Source organism: Clostridium sp. DL-VIII (assembly GCF_000230835.1).
Classification (GTDB): domain Bacteria; phylum Bacillota; class Clostridia; order Clostridiales; family Clostridiaceae; genus Clostridium.
Map to the genome: position 1 here is coordinate 198,735 of NZ_CM001240.1, position 14,100 is coordinate 212,834.

Below are 14,100 nucleotides of genomic sequence, written 5' to 3' on the forward strand. Positions count from 1 at the left end.
ACAAATTCGTATATGGAATGTGATATAACCTAGAAAGGCTATATCACCTTCCTAAGTCATATTTCTAATACTCATATTCTTCAATGCTATTATCTACATTTTGAAGTTCAACAGTATCATTACAGCCATCCTCTAATTCATCAACACTAAAAATATCTACGATATTAGAAAATGTTCCTGCATCTGTTGTAACATTTTTAATTTCAATTCCAACTTCCTTACCAATTACGTCTTTTGGAGTAACATTATCAATTCTACCTACAGCTGTAATAAATAGTTTATAAATTTGCTGATTGGGATGATTTATTAATAGAAAATTATTTAATAATGTTTTTAATGTTCCATTATTCATATAAATTTCAAAACCCACTTTTGCTCTCGGTATGGTACCTGTTGCTGTATTTACTGGTGTGGTACCTTCAAAACTTATTATTTTTGCTTTTCCTACACCATTTTCTAAATTACTAACAACTTTTTTTAATACAATAGCTGTTTGCTCACTAATTATTGGTGTTGGTCCTTTTACTCTATTTACTTTTTTAACCACATTAGTACCTCCTAAAAAATTAATTTAGGAAAGACGTCTTTCACTTTTTATTCATTACTGTTCACCGGTAATATATTTATCTCATATAACTCATTCTTTGTAAATTTACTCTACACACCGTGAGATGCGGTTACAGCAAATAATTAAAATCTAAAAATTCTAGTAAATGTTTACACAAAAATCTTGATAATTTTTTTCCATTGCTGACCAATCGAAAAAAGGTGCATCAGCCAAATTAACCTTTCCTCCATAGCTCTCATTTACTTTAAAATGCTCCATTTTTGAAATTTTAATCAAAAAAAGATAGGAATCCTATCTTTTCTTATATCTTATAGGAATTTTCTTACAAACTCCTCTGTTACTCCTTCAAACATATCCATTACAGTTCCTATAATCTCATTTTCTGAAAGTCCGCTTTTAATCAAATCTAAAATTAAAATTGCTATCTGTATTATTATAACTATATTCTTCATCTTTTCAGCTCCTATTGATATATTTTCTTAATGCAAAAGAACCCTTTAAGATTTATCCTAAAGAGTTCTTTTATTTATATAATATATATTTAATTTTACATTAACATTTTCTATTATTCTTGATGTGCTTATCTAAAATACTTTTCTCTTATAAAAAATGAAGATATAAGATTTTTAGTTGAAATTATCAACCTAATCTTATATCTTTATATTATTTAATCAATATATATTTATATTGTAATTTAACCTATAATACTATTTATTATAAGTATTAATTTAATCTATCTATCATTTTACCCCCTTTCCCCCTGATTTGGGTTCTTAATGTATTTATGTTTTCCATCCAACTAATGAATTGTTATCTAAAATTTTATTTTTCAAAAAATATTTATTACCTACTAAAGCAAATCTATTCTAGTATAATAAATACGTTTAAGATAGTTTGTCTTTTATTATCTACATATATTCTCCAAACCTAATTTACATTTTTATTTATTATTATATTTAGCCATTAACCTGTTATATTCATCTATATGACCTTTTCTATATTCTGGATTGGACATTCTATCCATTTCTTCTTGGTCTAGTTGTTCTTGTGTTTTAGTTGTAGCTGTTGTTTGTGTATTGGTAGTTTGTAAAACATTGCTAATATCGAATGTTGTTTCATCAAACTTAGTTTGAGTACCTAATAATACATTATCACTTACACCTAATATAAAACCAGATTCAAATACATACGCAGACCCTACATAGTTTCCAGTATGTTTATCAATTGCTCCTACTATTCTATATGAATAGTATTTTCCACCTATTTCAAATGTGTATACTTTATCTTCTTTTGGACGACCATTATAACCTCCTTGTGTCACTTCATATTCTAGACTTCCTCCCATAGGAAAACCAGGGTTTTTATTTACTATATCTTTAGCCATATCAAATGTATAAGAAGTATCAGGTGCATTAGTCAATGATGATTTAGCATACCCCTTCCAAACACCATCACCACCAAATATAACCATATCACCACCAATTATCGTTGTTGTTGTAGCCATTTCTCCATTAGAATCAAGATAATACCACTTACCACTATCTTGTAACCATCCAGTTTTCATGTAACCAGTATTATCAAAGTAATACCAAATATTATTTATTTTTCTCCAGCCCGTAGCATAGGAATTTCCTTCTGTATACCACCACCCTGTACTATCCTGTTTCCAATTCTCAGATAGTTTGTAAACAGCACTAGCTCCTATCGAAGTTACTCCTAGAATACTTGTTGTTATTAATCCCATTGCTATTATCTTTTTTAAGTTTAGTTTTTTCATTACTATTATCCCCTCCATAATATCTTTTTGTATTTCAACACTTTCTCTTTTGAAAGTTAATTGATAATTATATTGTAGTTTGATAGCTTGGACATATTCTGTCCTTGTAGATATTTTTATTTACATTCAGTATTTATCAAGTGCCTAAGCCATCTCTCTGAATATCCAAGCTCCCTAGATAGTGCTTTTAGATTTCTACCATCATATTCTTCTAGTCTTTTTAAAATATACTTCCTAGAATACAGCCTTATAGGGAAAGTTATCTGTTGTCCTTTGTAATACTTGTTTATCTTTCTTACGGTTTCAATTCCTAATATCTGAACCATTTCTTCATAGATTCCATTGAAATCGCTAGTGTCTATAGCTCGTTTTCTTATTTTTATTCCCCCTCTCGCTGTTTCTAATCTAATAATAACGAGTCTATTTTGATTAATCATGTGCATTCTTCCTTGTAAAATTCCAAACTATATTTTTATTGCATTTTTTACACAAACTTATCCATTAAATCTTAGTATTCTTCTGCCAAAATCATTGTGCTGTAATCTATACTGTCAATTACATATATTTTTATATCATGCTCAATAGAGACATGGCTTAGCTGTAGCTTGTATTACTCCTTGTACGGAGAAACTTCCTGCTCATGCTCTATATTGATTCTCTTTGCTAGCTCTTTTTTGTCCATCGTATCTTCTCATTTTGCATTTTATTGCTGTTTCCCATTCTCCCCGGTTGCATTTTTACATTCCCCGCTAGATTTTTATGCTACTATTTCTTTATTTTAGATTTACAAAAACAAAAAAGCCCTTATAGGAACTATTATTTTTACCGGGGATTCGGGGTTTACGGGGGATTTGTTGATATTATTAGGTTTACAAGCGGGGGATTCCGCCCCGTTATTTTTTTCTTCCGGGGCTTTTACAAAATATTATTTATTATTATGGACTTTCTATTACATCTGGATATTGTTTTATAGTAAAATAAACTTTGTAGAATTTACCCTATCAATAAACTCTACATAGAAAAATCCTAATTACTATTAATTTAGCAATTAGGATTTTTTGTTATTGTTCAATTCTTGTTTTAACATATCAATGAATTCATCTGAAAACACCTTCTCTTTTATCGCAAGTCGTAAAAGCTCTAGTAGCTGTATCTCACTAAGATCAAGGCTACGGGGAATATACCTGTCATCGCTTCGATAAAGTGCAAATCTTATTTCTTCTCTATTCTTACTTTTTACACAAATTCTCTCAATACAGCTATTGTATTCATCATCTTCTATGCTTACTTTATTATATATTTTGCAATAGCTCGTTTCCTTTATTATTTTAGTTTCAGTCTGCTTTGCCATTCCAATTACAACTCCTTTCTAATAGAATTTCGTGAAGCTCCTTAGTTGAAAACACTACAATTGAATAATCATCGGATAATAGAAAAAGTGATGAATAGTAATCAATACCATCATCACTCTTTATAATATCTGTATACTCTGAACGTAGTCCTTTTATACTATTAGCTTTTATTTCTGCAACATCTTCTTTTGATTCCAATATTGTGATATACCCTCCTAGGTCTTTGTCTATTTCCCTGTAAACTCCATAATTTTCATCTAGAAGTCCTACTATTTCTCCTGCTTCTTTCAGTACTTCCTTTGAGTATTTTTCTTTTATTTCCTCTAGTTGCTCTTTTTTATACACTTTTATCAATTTTATTACCTCCTCAAAATAGAAAAAGGAATACCCAAAGTATTGCTCTAAGTATTCCTTTTGATTTTATTATTCACTTATATAATATATATTTATCTTTAATATTTAATCCAATAAACTCCTATATAGTTAAGTATCAATAATTTCTGCATTAATTAACGTATTAAGTCTACTCATTATTTATCATTCAACTACTTTCTTTTGTGTATCTTATTACCTCTTCATATGTAAGCACAAAATTAAAGAAGACTCTCATAAATATTACATACTTCTTTTTGAAATTTTAATATAATCTCTTCCTGTTGCCGAGATGGCAATATAGCTAATATTTCATTTCCCTTCTCATCTTCACCATAAGTTTTTATAATATCAATTTTTATATTATTAGTCCCTTTAAAGTTTATATCAATAATAAAAGCTTCTAATGTTGATTGTATAAGATATTTTAAACTCATTGAAGTAAAATAGAAGTTTTCTTTTTCAAACCTCTTTACAATTCCACTATCTCTAATGCTATTTCCTTGTAATACAGCTGTTCTTATTCCTGCAAGTTCATCAACTGATATAACATCTGAGCTTCCATCTTCTTCATCATCGTCATTATCTAGTTCTTCTTTTTCTAAATCTTCCCCTTTACAAACACTCACACTTTTAACATCTATAAACTTCCACCCATTGTACTTATGAGCAATTATTTTATCATAAAATTTGATTTTATTTTCTTTTGTAAGTTTATCTAATGTTATATATTCTATATCAAATAATTTCAAATCATCTTCTGCTATATTTATTTGAGATATAAATAAGTCAAATTCTTTTAAATCAGAAGTATCATTTTGTCTAATATCTATTATCAATTTATTAGTATCATCGTTTGTTTTTGAAATCTTAACTCCTACTTCTTTAATTTTATCTTTTATAAGCTCAATATTACCTTTTACTTTTTTGGCATAAATCATCTTAAAATGAAGATTTCCTTCATTATCTTTATAAATATTCTCAACTTTATATTTTTCATTTTTTATTTTATAATTTTGAATTTCTTCATTAATTGAATCAATAAAATTTTCTGATAAAATTTCTTTATTCTTAGGAATTAACGTTATAATTGAAGATTTTTTATAATTAGCAGTAGTCTGCATTAACTGTTGAATATAAGTAATATCGTCGCTTCCAAAAAAGAATGGGTATATTTGATTTGATAATTCTTCTGCATTTCTCACTAATGAAAATATACCCTTTCTCCCCAAAAATCTCTTAAATTGTGAAGGCATTATTTGTTTTTCTTCAACAATTAATTTAACATCACTATTTTGAGTAAATTTCTCAACCATTATTTAGAATCCTCCTTAGTACTTATTTAGTATCTACTGGACTTAATCGTCTATTGTCTAATATATTTATTTTCACTTTATTCATATTTACTTTTGACTTTTCTGATTTATTATTATTAAATTCTGTCTCTACATACATTTTAAATTTTACCTTAATCTGCTCTACATCTTCCTTTGATTCAGGATAAAAACAAAAAATATATTCATTAGCACTTTGAAGTTGTAATTCTCTAAACATACTAAGAAGATATTTAAAAGAGTTATCACCTATTTTATCAAATGAAAATATAATTTTTTGATGAATAGTCTTTGTCACTGTTTCTCCATCATCTGAAGTTGATACTTTAGTAGTTTCATTATCCGCAAAAATATAACTTGAATATAATTGTGTCAATGTTATATGTGGAAATTTCTCAAGATTTGATTGTAAAATACTAGGATAATAAAATCCAAATTTATCTTTCTCATTGCTAAATTTTTTTTCTATGTATTCAAACATCGAATCCCATTTTTCAATTTCCTTATTACTTGCTATAAATATATTAGTAGTACATTTCTTGGAAGGATACTTTAACTGATTTAAATATTTTCTAAATTCTTCTTCATTATACTTTCCATCATTCGTATGTATTAATAATATTCCTGTATTTACTCCGTCACATTGATTTGTATATTCACCAATACTTTCGTTAATTTGACTACATTCAATAGTATCTAATAATTGATTAAACCATTTCTGAATACTTGATTGATTTATTGATTGCCATTGATAATTTTTACATTCAGTAATTATCCCTATATTTTGATTTTTATATGGGTCATAATACTTATGAAATATATCCACACCATGAGTTTCTTTTTTACCATTATTTTCATTTTTATGAGTTGATTTATTACACTTTATTTGCTCATCTCTTGTTAATTCTCCCCATCCAAAACGTTCAAATAACTTTTCCCCAAATCCTTCTAATTTATCACCTATCTTTTTTGCCTCTTCTCCCATTACTATTCCTCCTTATCTGACGCAAATATCTCGAATCACTTCCAATATTTCAAACGAAATGTCTTCTTTTGCTTTATATATTACTACACTTCCATTATTATTAATTATAATAGTAAGTGCTTCATCTTCCTCATTTGATAAAATCAAAGAAAGTTTCACTAGATTCTTAGTATATTTTTTTATTATTTCAAGCTGATTATTATGATTTTTTAAATCAAAAATACAGTTAGCAATAATTCCTTTTTCTATCTGATAATTATCAATTTTTACGTTTCCTATTTTTACGTTCTTGTTTTTTAATTTAGTTACTATATTTTCAAGATTAATTATTATAGCATCTATCGTAACTTTGTGATTTAACAATATACCTAATTTAACCACTAATTTATTTGCATTAGTTTTGCTTCCCCATACATCAAGTATTTTATTATTTAAGTCAATACAAAATGGAATTATTAAATTTCTTTTTACTATTACAGTTTCTAATGAATTAGTATCGCTATTATAAAAAATATCTTTCGAATTATAATATGTAATATAATATCCATCTAACATATTATTACAATCTTCGTTAATAATAAATTTGTCATCATCTTCACTGTTTTCTGTCAATATTTTATTTTCTAATTCCTCTACAGACATATTTTTTTCTAATTCAAATTTCAAAAATTGCAAACTATTTGTAGCCATAATCACCCCTCCATATAACTTAATTTTATAAAATAATATCTATTACTTTAATTTAATTTCATAATAGGTCTGTTTTATTAATAATCCATTCTAATTCCCAAACCATATTATACATTCCATCTAATATCCGTCTTTACCCTTTATATTATTAACGCTCGCTTATTGCTCTTAAATTTAATTCTTCTACACTACCCAACTATATTATATACATAACAAGAAAAACTTACCATGCTTATTTTAATATGGTAAGTCAATTCTATTAATTGTATATCCAATTTTAGTAAGTTTCGCATTTATTTATGATATGGTTCACCCTTCATTATTCTAAACCCTCGATAGATTTGTTCTAATAACATGACTCTAAAGAGCTGATGTGGAAATGTCATCTTCGAAAAGCATAACTTATAATTTGCTCTAGCCAAGACACTTTTTGAAATTCCAAGGCTTCCGCCTATTATAAAGGCTATGTTTGAATCACCCATCACCCCTAGATTTTCTATGTAGTTTGCGAATTCTTCTGATGTTAATTGTTTTCCTTTCAAATCCATTGCTATTACAAACATGTTGTCCTTTATCTTACTAAGAATTCCTTGTCCTTCTTTTTCCTTAATTGCCTCTTCTTCTTTTTCTGAAGCATTATCTGGTGTTTTTTCATCTGCCAATTCTATTATCTCTAACTTGCAATATCTTCCTAATCTTTTCGAGTACTCTTCTATAGCTTCTTTTAAGTATTTCTCTTTCAATTTTCCAACTGTAATAATGGTTATATTCATTTTTTCTCCTTTAGTTACTTACATATCATTAACTTATAAACTAAGAATATCATTTCATTATAGCTATTCAATTTAACATATTAATTAAACAAAATTCTGTATGTATAAGTCTTTACATAATGTATAAATTTACTTTTTGATTATTTACCTATATTATACCTTAAAATAAAAGGAGTACTATTCAAAGTTTATGATATAGTACTCCTATTATTAAAAAGCCTTAAGTTACGCTAGTCGTACTACCACGCCTTAATAAGCTCATAATAATCTGCTATGTAAAATACTTCACAATTTCAATTGGTTTACTAAATATGATTTCGCAATTAATGTTATCTGTTTTCTCTGAATATCTGCAATGTGCAAATTTTATTCCTGCCGCACACGCTGCTTCATAATCCACTAAAGCATCTCCTATATATATAATTTCTTCCCTATTAATGCCGTTATTATTCATAAACTTTATTAATGGTTCTGGGTTTGGTTTATGTTTTTCCGTATCTTCCTTACATATAAATGCTTTAAAACTTTCTAATAAAGAACTCTCTTGTAAATCTTCTTTTAATTGACTATAAGTCTTAGATGTTACTATACCAAGGCAATAATTTTTTTCTAATTCTAATAACATTTCCTTTATTCCATCAAAGAAATAATTATAATTAGAATATTTCTTTACATTATCACTCCACTGTCTCCATGTACTTATAATCTTATCGTCCTTTACTCCAATCTTTCTTAAAGCTTCATCTCCAGGTATCCCCATTAACCTCCTAAGTTCTTCTTTCGAATATTTCTGACCATACAAATCCATCATAGTTTCTTGGAGCCCTAGAATATTTGACAAAGCTGTTTCTATTAAGGTTCCATCTACATCAAAAACAATCCACTTAATCATGCTTTTTCTCCTCAGCCATAAATATTATATTGAAGTTCCATTTTTAACAAGCTTTATTCCTGCATTCATAAATTCACTTGTTAAATACAACATTCCATCTAAATAATCTTTGCTGCTATCTTCAGATACTATTACCTTAGGAATTATATTATTTGCAGCATAATTTTCACTTGCTTCATTTATTTCATCTATGAGATTTCTTTTTAAAGCATCTCCTCCGACTACAATAAATGCTGGATTTATAATGCAATTTAAAATTGCTATAACTCTTCCAACCACATCTGCATATTCTTTATCTTCTAGATCATTGTTTACTACATTTAACAAATATCCTTCTTTTCCTATTGGCATAAATCCTAATTCACCCGCAAAATTATTTTCTCCTCGTATAAGGTTGCCATTTGCGATTATTCCAGCACCTACACCAAACTTAGAAAAATGAACATATATGAGATTCAATCCACTCATGTCTATAGTTTTAATTCTATTTATATAATTTAAACTAAATCCAAGAGCTATAGCATTTAAATCATTCTCAAGTATAACTGGAATTTTAAATTTTTCTTCAATATAGTTTCCTATATCAATTTTTTCCCAATTATCAAGTTTATTTCCCGAGAAATAATTCCCCTTATCAACTACTCCTGGTACTCCTATTCCTATAACTCCAATCTTATAGCTTTCAGTAACATTATTTATAAATTTATCTAAGGAATTTTTATATTCTTTTCTTTCAAGTCTTGCTGCATTTTTTTTAATAATATCTCCTAATGGATTAGCTATGGCATAATGAATCGTATCTTCTTCAATATAAAATGATAGCAATAGATTTTCTTTTAAATTAAGCGCATACCTTTCAGCTCTTCTTCCTCCACTAGAGTTATCAAAACCTAATCTAACTATTTCTCTATCTTTTAGTAATTCTTCTATAAGTGTTCTCACTGTAGTTGCACTAATTCCTGTGCTGTTAGATATTTCTGCCTTAGTTGCAGAACCTTTATCTTTTAATACACGTTTAATTAATGCATTATTTACCTTTTTCATAATCTGCGGTTTTCCTGATAAATCATTCATATTTAACACCTTTAATTAATTTTATACTTATAACGGATACTTTTAAAAGTATCTGATATAAGTATAGTATATCTACTAGAAAAAAACAACTACTTTATGAATAGAAAAAGTGCTCCTACTGGTAAGCTTTTTTCTTAACCAATATGAACACTTTTTCTATTATGCTGTTTTAACTTTTCTTTTAGACTTAATTCCATATAATCTATATGCTGTAAGCATTGCTCCTATTGCACATATAACGGCTGCTGCAATATATACACAATACATTCCATAGACAAAAACGTCATTTCTTCCTTCTATGTATCCAGCAACATGATATCCAATTTTACTGCTCATTCGATTATACAAAAGAGTAGTTGAAAATGATATTCCAAAAACCATTCCAAGGTTTCTTACCAATGCATTTACTCCCCCAGCAATTCCTAGGTTTTTCTTATCAACTGTAGACATTACTAGTGAATTATTTGGAGATTGAAACATTCCATTTCCAATAGTCATTATTGCTATAAATACAACTAACTCTCCTATATGAGAGTATTCATTCAAGAATCCCATCAAAAACAAACCTAAACTAGTTCCTATAAGACCTACAAATGTTAAAACTTCTGAACCCACCCTATCAGACATATATCCACTTAAAGGTGATACAACTGATAATATTATTGGAGACACCATCATTAAAAATCCAGTTATTGAAGGTGACAATTTCATCACGTATTCTAAATAGAATGGTAATATAATGTTTGCACAACTTATCGCTACAAAAGAAATAAATGCACAGAATATACTAAGTGAAAATAATGAGTTGCTAAATATATCTAGCTTTAATAATGGAGCTGGAACCTTTCGCTCAACCTTTATAAATATAATAAATAATACAATTGAAACTATAAGTGAAATTATAATTCCTATATTATCATACCCAATGTCATTTCCTAAAGTTAATGCTCCAAATAGTAATATCATAGTTAAGCCAAATAAAACAGCTCCTAATACATCTAGCTTTTCACTTGATTCTGAAGTATTATTTTTAGGATGTGTCCTAATAGCTAGAATAAACGATAAAATACCTATTGGTACATTAATCAAAAAGATATATTGCCAGCTTAAAACAGAAACTATTATACCTCCTATTGGCGGCCCTACCATAGCTCCTAACGCAACAAAGGTTCCATTTATCCCTAAGGCTCTACCTCGTTCATTCTTTGGAAACACATGTGTTATTATTCCTTGACTGGTAGACATAGTTCCCGCAGCACCTATTGCTTGTAAGCATCTTGCAAAAACTAATATTACTAATGAATCTGTAAATCCGCATAAAAAAGATCCAAATGTAAAAATTATAATTCCTAACTTAAAAATTGTAGTTTTTCCCTTAATATCAGCCAATCTTCCAAATATAAGAATAGTTCCTACAATAACTATTAAATAGCTGGTGACTACCCATTGAATTGATGCCATACTTACTGAAAGCTTATCTGCCATAACTGGCAATGCTACATTTACTATACTTCCATCAAGAGTAGCCATAAATGTCAGAAGCACAGTAGTAAATAATATTATCCATCTCTTATCATGTATTTTGTTATCTACATTCTCCATATATTTTATCCTTTCGTATAAATTAGATTTTTCATATAAATAAGAAACATAACTTATTTAGACTGCACTAACCAAAATGAAATACATAGTTACAATTGCAGCTGTATATGATTATAATATACTTTTATTATTTGCTCAAATAATGTAATAATTCGTCGACTAATAAAATATTATCCACAGATATACTTTTTATTCTCAACTTATCCACATTTTATCCTTATTTTCTGAATAAAATCTATATCAGCTGTGTATAATTCTATATTAAACTAAAACTCATAAAAAATACTCTCAAATGCATCGTTAGTGCATAGAGAGTATCTTTTCTTTTAACAATTTATCTTTACTGCATTTTTCAATTCTACTTTAACTTAAATGATCCAACCATTTCATTTAAATTATCTGATGAATATTCTAAAACTTCAGTTGCATATTTTAATTGTCTTATTTCTAATAATATTTTTTTAACCATTGTTAGTGATTCTTCACTCTTATTTGAACTATTTTCAGTAGATTGCTCTACCTTGTCAGCCATAGTGCTAACACTGCTCATAACATCTCCAATATTTTGACTTTGAGTTGAAGTTATTTGAGTAATGGACTGCATAGCATCAGCAATTATGTTTATATCACTATTTATTTGATCAAAAGATGACATAGAATTTTTTACGCTTCCTGTTGATGTGTTTACTTGATTATTTATATCCCCTGCATACTTATAAGTAGCTTGTGTTTGTTCTTGAACCTGCTTAATAACATTGCTTATTGATTTCGTCGCATCTTCAGTTTCAAGTGCTAATTTAGATATTTCCTCTGCAACTACTGAAAATCCTTTCCCATTCTCCCCAGCTCTAGCAGCTTCAATTGATGCATTCAAAGCTAAAAGCTGAGTTTGTTTACTTATATTACTTATTACACTAATGACTTCACTTATCTCCTTTGAATATTCCTGTAATGTAGTAATAGAGTCTACAGCCTTACCTATTGTACTTTCTAAATCCTGCATGTTATTTAACACTTCTTTTGATGCATTTTGAGCTGTTGATGCATTCTCATTTGTTCCTTCAATGATTCCTGAAACTTCTAAAATAAGACTCTCCATCTCTTGAATTGATGCTGTAATTTCAGAGAATTTATTTTTTGTATTTTGAAATACTGTATTATGCTCCTTAGAATTTTCTAGTAAACTCACAACCGTATTTTCAATCACTCCCATTCCTTCTTTAACATCACCTGTTATTCTTGAAACAGTATTTACAGAAGTCTTTGTAGTTTTGGCTGATTTTTTTACTCTGTCTAGCATACTAGCTTGATTGTTAATAAATTTATTAAACCATCTTGATAACTCACCAATTTCATCTGATGACATCTTTTGAACTCTTTTTGTTAAGTTACCTTCACCTTCCGCAATATCCTGCAATATGTTTGTCGTCCTGCTTAAAGGTGATGAAATCATCTTTTTAGAAATTACTAAAGTAAATAAAGATAATATAATCCATATTGCTAAATTTGTTATTATACTTGCACTCGGCGCAAATCTCATTGTTATGTTATCTATTATTAGTAAAACTGCGGACATGATTGACACTGCCATTGGCATTTTAAGATTAATACTTTGAAAATTATATATTTCTGCTATATCTCCCTCACACATCATCCCCCAAACTTCATCACAGTTAGGAGGTGTTATTAATGTTCCCTTACCACCAACCATTATATGCCTATAATCAGGATATCCAGGCCAACAATCTAAATTCTCTCCATTTCTTATGGTGTTAGCCACTCCCTGGTGTAAATCATTAGTTGCTGGATCAGTAAACATAATTTCAAACTCTGTATGTTCTTTAATTTGAACTACTCCCCACTTTTTAGTTTTAACTCCCTCTTTAAGATTTTCTCCTAAAGTAAAAGTGTTGTCTTCAAATCTACTTCTCGAAATAGCCGTTCCTGGTTTAATTCCTCTATTTGACTTAACCATAAATAGATAATTATCTCCGGAGTCTTTGTATATGTGTGTATCCTCATCTTGAATTACATTGCTCATATCATCATTTAATGTTCTGCAGCATAATACTCTGACTTCACCATTATGGTTTTTGCATTTACTAGAGAACATTAATGTAACATCATCAGCAAACTTCTTGCTGCTTATGTCTGTGTCCAAAGTCCTTTTATCTATGTATGGACCATACATTAGTGGCCTGCCTTCTAATCCAGCTTTTAAATTAGGTAGATCACTCATATCTAATCCAATATGCTTTTTGCAAGAAGAAACTGATACTATTCCTTTTTCATCTAAGACAAATATTTCACAGAAATCTTCATGCTTTTTTACAGTTTCCTCTAAGTAACTATAGACAATTTCATCATTATCTTCTAAAGCTATAAGTGAATTTTTAATATTTTCTAATTGTGCCCATTTATCATTAAACCAATTATCTAAGGCTTTTTTTCTTCCATTTGATATACCTTCAAAAACTTTTTCTGAATGTTCTTTTAAATCCCTATTTAATAAATACTTAAGTTTTAGATTCATAACTAATCCCCCCAGAAATATTATTGCTTACTTATTCCTTAATACTTATAAAAAGAAAAGCACAAATAAAGATTTCTGAAATCTATATTTGTGCTACCGTAGCATTAATTATCAACTTTTTCTTATTTTTGATTTTATAGCATAATTA

General features: G+C 28.3%; 14 protein-coding genes. All 14 read right to left on the reverse strand.

What is annotated here, in order from left to right:
• Positions 1 to 64 precede the first annotated feature (64 nt).
• Complete coding sequence (locus CDLVIII_RS00880; RefSeq protein WP_009167597.1) at positions 65 to 547, reverse strand: hypothetical protein; 483 nt, start codon at positions 545 to 547, stop codon at positions 65 to 67.
• A gap of 329 nt (positions 548 to 876) precedes the next feature.
• On the reverse strand, positions 877 to 1,020 hold the full coding sequence (locus CDLVIII_RS31000; RefSeq protein WP_009167598.1) for a hypothetical protein: 144 nt from the start codon (positions 1,018 to 1,020) through the stop codon (positions 877 to 879).
• A gap of 488 nt (positions 1,021 to 1,508) precedes the next feature.
• Positions 1,509 to 2,345 (reverse strand): cell wall-binding repeat-containing protein, encoded by an 837-nt coding sequence (locus tag CDLVIII_RS00885; protein WP_009167599.1) that lies wholly within the window; start codon positions 2,343 to 2,345, stop codon positions 1,509 to 1,511.
• A 116-nt stretch (positions 2,346 to 2,461) separates the two neighbouring features.
• Positions 2,462 to 2,788, reverse strand: a complete 327-nt coding sequence (locus tag CDLVIII_RS00890; RefSeq protein WP_242835812.1) for a Mor transcription activator family protein — start codon at positions 2,786 to 2,788, stop codon at positions 2,462 to 2,464.
• 605 nt (positions 2,789 to 3,393) lie between these two features.
• Entirely contained in the window at positions 3,394 to 3,696 is a 303-nt protein-coding gene (locus CDLVIII_RS00895; protein WP_009167601.1) for a hypothetical protein, read from the reverse strand.
• Positions 3,680 to 4,042, reverse strand: a complete 363-nt coding sequence (locus CDLVIII_RS00900) for a hypothetical protein (RefSeq protein ID WP_242835941.1) — start codon at positions 4,040 to 4,042, stop codon at positions 3,680 to 3,682. The genes CDLVIII_RS00895 and CDLVIII_RS00900 overlap by 17 nt, the downstream gene beginning before the upstream one ends.
• Positions 4,043 to 4,290: 248 nt before the next feature.
• Positions 4,291 to 5,385 carry a hypothetical protein gene (locus CDLVIII_RS00905; protein WP_009167603.1) on the reverse strand — a complete coding sequence of 365 codons (1,095 nt, stop codon included), beginning with the start codon at positions 5,383 to 5,385 and terminating at the stop codon, positions 4,291 to 4,293.
• Between the two features lie 22 nt (positions 5,386 to 5,407).
• Positions 5,408 to 6,388, reverse strand: a complete 981-nt coding sequence (locus CDLVIII_RS00910) for a hypothetical protein (protein WP_009167604.1) — start codon at positions 6,386 to 6,388, stop codon at positions 5,408 to 5,410.
• Between the two features lie 12 nt (positions 6,389 to 6,400).
• The gene (locus tag CDLVIII_RS00915) at positions 6,401 to 7,078 is read right to left on the reverse strand and encodes a hypothetical protein (RefSeq protein ID WP_009167605.1); all 678 of its coding nucleotides are present in this window, start codon (positions 7,076 to 7,078) and stop codon (positions 6,401 to 6,403) included.
• Positions 7,079 to 7,371: 293 nt separating this feature from the next.
• Complete coding sequence (rlmH, locus tag CDLVIII_RS00920) at positions 7,372 to 7,851, reverse strand: 23S rRNA (pseudouridine(1915)-N(3))-methyltransferase RlmH (protein WP_009167606.1); 480 nt, start codon at positions 7,849 to 7,851, stop codon at positions 7,372 to 7,374.
• Between the two features lie 271 nt (positions 7,852 to 8,122).
• A complete protein-coding gene (locus CDLVIII_RS00925) occupies positions 8,123 to 8,743 on the reverse strand; it encodes an HAD family hydrolase (RefSeq protein ID WP_009167607.1) in 621 nt (206 codons plus the stop codon).
• A 24-nt stretch (positions 8,744 to 8,767) separates the two neighbouring features.
• Positions 8,768 to 9,817 carry an ROK family protein gene (locus tag CDLVIII_RS00930; RefSeq protein WP_009167608.1) on the reverse strand — a complete coding sequence of 350 codons (1,050 nt, stop codon included), beginning with the start codon at positions 9,815 to 9,817 and terminating at the stop codon, positions 8,768 to 8,770.
• A 159-nt stretch (positions 9,818 to 9,976) separates the two neighbouring features.
• The gene (locus CDLVIII_RS00935; protein ID WP_009167609.1) at positions 9,977 to 11,419 is read right to left on the reverse strand and encodes an MFS transporter; all 1,443 of its coding nucleotides are present in this window, start codon (positions 11,417 to 11,419) and stop codon (positions 9,977 to 9,979) included.
• Positions 11,420 to 11,777: 358 nt separating this feature from the next.
• Positions 11,778 to 13,952: a methyl-accepting chemotaxis protein gene (locus CDLVIII_RS00940; RefSeq protein WP_009167610.1), complete on the reverse strand. Its 2,175-nt coding sequence runs from the start codon at positions 13,950 to 13,952 to the stop codon at positions 11,778 to 11,780.
• Positions 13,953 to 14,100: the final 148 nt, after the last annotated feature.

What these genes read in the sequence shown, in the direction of transcription:
- CDLVIII_RS00895 (WP_009167601.1), bottom strand. Translation starts at nt 3,696, where the DNA reads ATGGCAAAGCAGACTGAAACTAAAATAATAAAGGAAACGAGCTATTGC.
- CDLVIII_RS00940 (WP_009167610.1), bottom strand. Translation starts at nt 13,952, where the DNA reads ATGAATCTAAAACTTAAGTATTTATTAAATAGGGATTTAAAAGAACAT.
- rlmH (WP_009167606.1), bottom strand. Translation starts at nt 7,851, where the DNA reads ATGAATATAACCATTATTACAGTTGGAAAATTGAAAGAGAAATACTTA.
- CDLVIII_RS00935 (WP_009167609.1), bottom strand. Translation starts at nt 11,419, where the DNA reads ATGGAGAATGTAGATAACAAAATACATGATAAGAGATGGATAATATTA.
- CDLVIII_RS00905 (WP_009167603.1), bottom strand. Translation starts at nt 5,385, where the DNA reads ATGGTTGAGAAATTTACTCAAAATAGTGATGTTAAATTAATTGTTGAA.
- CDLVIII_RS00890 (WP_242835812.1), bottom strand. Translation starts at nt 2,788, where the DNA reads ATGCACATGATTAATCAAAATAGACTCGTTATTATTAGATTAGAAACA.
- CDLVIII_RS00930 (WP_009167608.1), bottom strand. Translation starts at nt 9,817, where the DNA reads ATGAATGATTTATCAGGAAAACCGCAGATTATGAAAAAGGTAAATAAT.
- CDLVIII_RS00885 (WP_009167599.1), bottom strand. Translation starts at nt 2,345, where the DNA reads ATGAAAAAACTAAACTTAAAAAAGATAATAGCAATGGGATTAATAACA.
- CDLVIII_RS00925 (WP_009167607.1), bottom strand. Translation starts at nt 8,743, where the DNA reads ATGATTAAGTGGATTGTTTTTGATGTAGATGGAACCTTAATAGAAACA.
- CDLVIII_RS31000 (WP_009167598.1), bottom strand. Translation starts at nt 1,020, where the DNA reads ATGAAGAATATAGTTATAATAATACAGATAGCAATTTTAATTTTAGAT.
- CDLVIII_RS00910 (WP_009167604.1), bottom strand. Translation starts at nt 6,388, where the DNA reads ATGGGAGAAGAGGCAAAAAAGATAGGTGATAAATTAGAAGGATTTGGG.
- CDLVIII_RS00915 (WP_009167605.1), bottom strand. Translation starts at nt 7,078, where the DNA reads ATGGCTACAAATAGTTTGCAATTTTTGAAATTTGAATTAGAAAAAAAT.